General features: G+C 43.8%; 3 protein-coding genes. 1 reads left to right on the forward strand and 2 read right to left on the reverse strand.

From position 1 onward, the window contains the following. Positions 1–253 precede the first annotated feature (253 nt). Positions 254–838 carry a class I SAM-dependent methyltransferase gene (locus U9Q77_08400; protein MEA3287381.1) on the forward strand — a complete coding sequence of 195 codons (585 nt, stop codon included), beginning with the start codon at positions 254–256 and terminating at the stop codon, positions 836–838. 1,091 nt (positions 839–1,929) lie between these two features. Here U9Q77_08400 and U9Q77_08405 read toward each other — a convergent pair. Then, a complete protein-coding gene (locus tag U9Q77_08405) occupies positions 1,930–2,244 on the reverse strand; it encodes a hypothetical protein (protein MEA3287382.1) in 315 nt (104 codons plus the stop codon). Positions 2,245–2,613: 369 nt separating this feature from the next. Beyond that, positions 2,614–2,817 (reverse strand): hypothetical protein (locus U9Q77_08410; protein ID MEA3287383.1); only part of this gene is annotated, 204 nt, incomplete at its 5' end.

Consider the following 2,817-nt stretch of genomic DNA (forward strand, 5'->3'; position numbering starts at 1 on the left):
ATTTGTCCATAGTCTTGGCTTCTTCTGATGGTCAGTTGGAGTCAGACAATCCACGGAGAGACTGAGTCTTTTTTGTATCTCTCAGTGTCAGGAATTTGTTGATGAAAGTGTTTGACAAGGACAACTAATAGCATAAAACCATGTGCATGTTTGGGCAGCAAACTATACTAAACTCGCAAAAAAGTTGTAAGATATCTTGTAACCGTTCACGGGTTCAGAGGTTCAGTGTTCAGAATGATTAGGAAACGGATAGATGGCTGAAAGAGTATGTCCTGTGTGGGTTGGTTATCTTCTTGCCAGCCCAATAAGAAAATTATTACAAAATCCCCAGAAGATACTTAGCCCGTATGTTGAGAAGGGTATGAAGGTTCTGGATATAGGATGTGCAATGGGTTTTTTCAGTTTGCCCCTTGCACGGATGGTCGGTTCGAAAGGAAAAGTTATATGTGTAGATATTCAGGAGAAGATGATCAGGTCACTTGAAAAACGGGCACAAAAAGCGGGATTGTCTAATAAAATTGAAACACGGACATGTCATCACGATTCTCTTGATCTGGATGACCTTAAAGAAGAAGTCGATTTTGCCTTTGCATCCGCCGTTGTGCACGAAGTTCCTGATGGTTCCAAATTTTTTTCTGAAATATATCAAACTATGAAACCGAATGGAAAATTTTTAGTAATAGAACCAAAAGGACATGTATCAGAAAAACATTTTGAGATAACCGTTTCTGCTGCCGAACAAAAAGGTTTTAAGATACTCGAAAGGCCTCGAACTGGTCGGAGTCATGTTGTTCTGTTGGGTAAGGGAAACGTTAAAATAAAATATTTGAAAAACTAATCAGTAAAGGGAGGTTTTCCCCCTCCCCGCGCCAACTAATGCTTGGCCGAAAATCTCTGTTTTTTCGAGTAGTTCCTGTAATTCCTCGGTCCGGTCGGCAAAGTATGGGCCACGGACAATTCCGCCGTAACAATTTTCTCCGGTTCGGTAATAACGAATCGTCATTCCAGGGACTCAAGTCTTATAAAAGCCATATCGCTCATAGAAGCTGATAGCATGAGGTTGGCGTCCACGACCACTCCCGCGCACCCTACTTTCTTGCCCATATCGCAGGCCAGATAAAATACAGCTCTTACAGTAATGATCCTATTTCGCACCCACGGGCGAACTCATCAACTGCCAGACGAGCTAAACGTAAAATAGGCAATGGATATTTTGGTAACCGCTTTTTCCTGGAACCAGGGATCTGCTTTTGATCATTTACTGGAATCATACAAAGACTCTCAGCCTGGCCGGCATGGTCTTTCCAACCCGCCTTTTCTTGACAGATTGGATATTTTTTGTTATTGAAAATTATTTTTAATAACTATAAAATCCAATACTATTCCAACTCAAGGCCATACGAGAGGAAGGAGTTGTACAGAGAATGTAATCGTCGACCAACGACCGACAGAGTCCGGTAAACAGATCACAAAAAATAAGAGAAGGGGAAAAGACAAATCATGAAAACAGATGTTGTGGTGAAAAAGAGGATACTGAGCACCTTTAAGGCAATTTTCATCACCCTTGTTCTCTTGCTGGTCATGTTTGAAGCAGGCCCCGTCCTTGCCGGCCAGGCCTGAAAAGACAGTCGTTACAGCCTCTCGGACAGAAGCTAATCTTTCTACGATCCCAGCTTCTGTACAAGTCGTCACTGAGGAAGAAATTGAGGCCAGATCAGCTAACCGCATAAGGGATATTCTCAAGCTTTCCACCGGCATCAATTTACAGCAGAAAGAACCGTTTATCAGGGGTTTTAAAGGCGAGCATTCCATTGTCATGATTGACGGCAAACGAGTTGCGGGAGAAGTCGACTACAGTTTTGAATTGGATAGAATTACTACAGAAAATATAGAACGAATAGAAATAGTCAGAGGGCCAATGAGCGCTGTTTATGGGAGCGATGCCATGAGATTAACCTGGCAAAGCAGCTGCACATAAAGCTGCGGAGATAATTTCGCCAATTGAGAGGATACAAGCTGCACACCTTGCCTTCCTCCTTCGTACTTCATTTTGTCAATATGTCTTAGAGTTTCTGCGACTTGGCTTTGTTGATGCTCAATTACTCTATCAATAGTATTCAGTCCTGAGTCGGTGGCAGTAGAGAAAGCAACGATGTTCAAACCAGCCAAATTTTCAATGAATTGAAGGTATGAACCTTCCGTCAAATCTTTCAGTTTGGCCTCTTTATTGGGGGTCGAATCCATTTGATATTTTTAGCTGGTCAAGCTGGTAGTCTATCTTCCCCTCTGATTTTTCGCCCACAGCAAGGGCAGCAACAGCGTTCCATGAACCGACAGTGGAAGCGTTCACAAAAGAGCCAGATTCATCTATGTAAATATTCAATGTTCCCCCGGATTTCTAACGGCCGGGGTGAGCTGCAGCACAACCTGCGAATGGCGTTTGCGCCGATTCGCAGGTGAGCACGCTGCTCCACCCCATTGTTATCAGGCGGCGAAGCCGCCGGATGACAATGGGGGGCTGGCCCCGGCCGTTAATCAGGCACAAAGCGACTGATCAACATTTACGTATAGGGCAAAAAAGAGGGACGTTCATGCAGAATGTGCATAACGCGCCTACAGCAGAGCACCTGAATATTCACAACCAGTTTTTATAACTGGTTTGATATAATCCTTTACCTTGGGGCTTTTTCCAGATGATACTGATCGGGTAATACATGAATTTGTGACTCCAAGATACCGAGCAACATCTGCCCCTGAGTACCCTAACTCACGAACTGCAATCCAGGACACTATTCCTCTGGCCTCCACAATCTCACG

It is taken from the genome of Candidatus Neomarinimicrobiota bacterium (genome assembly GCA_034716895.1).
Classification (GTDB): Bacteria; Fidelibacterota; UBA8477; order UBA8477; family JABMPR01; genus JABMPR01.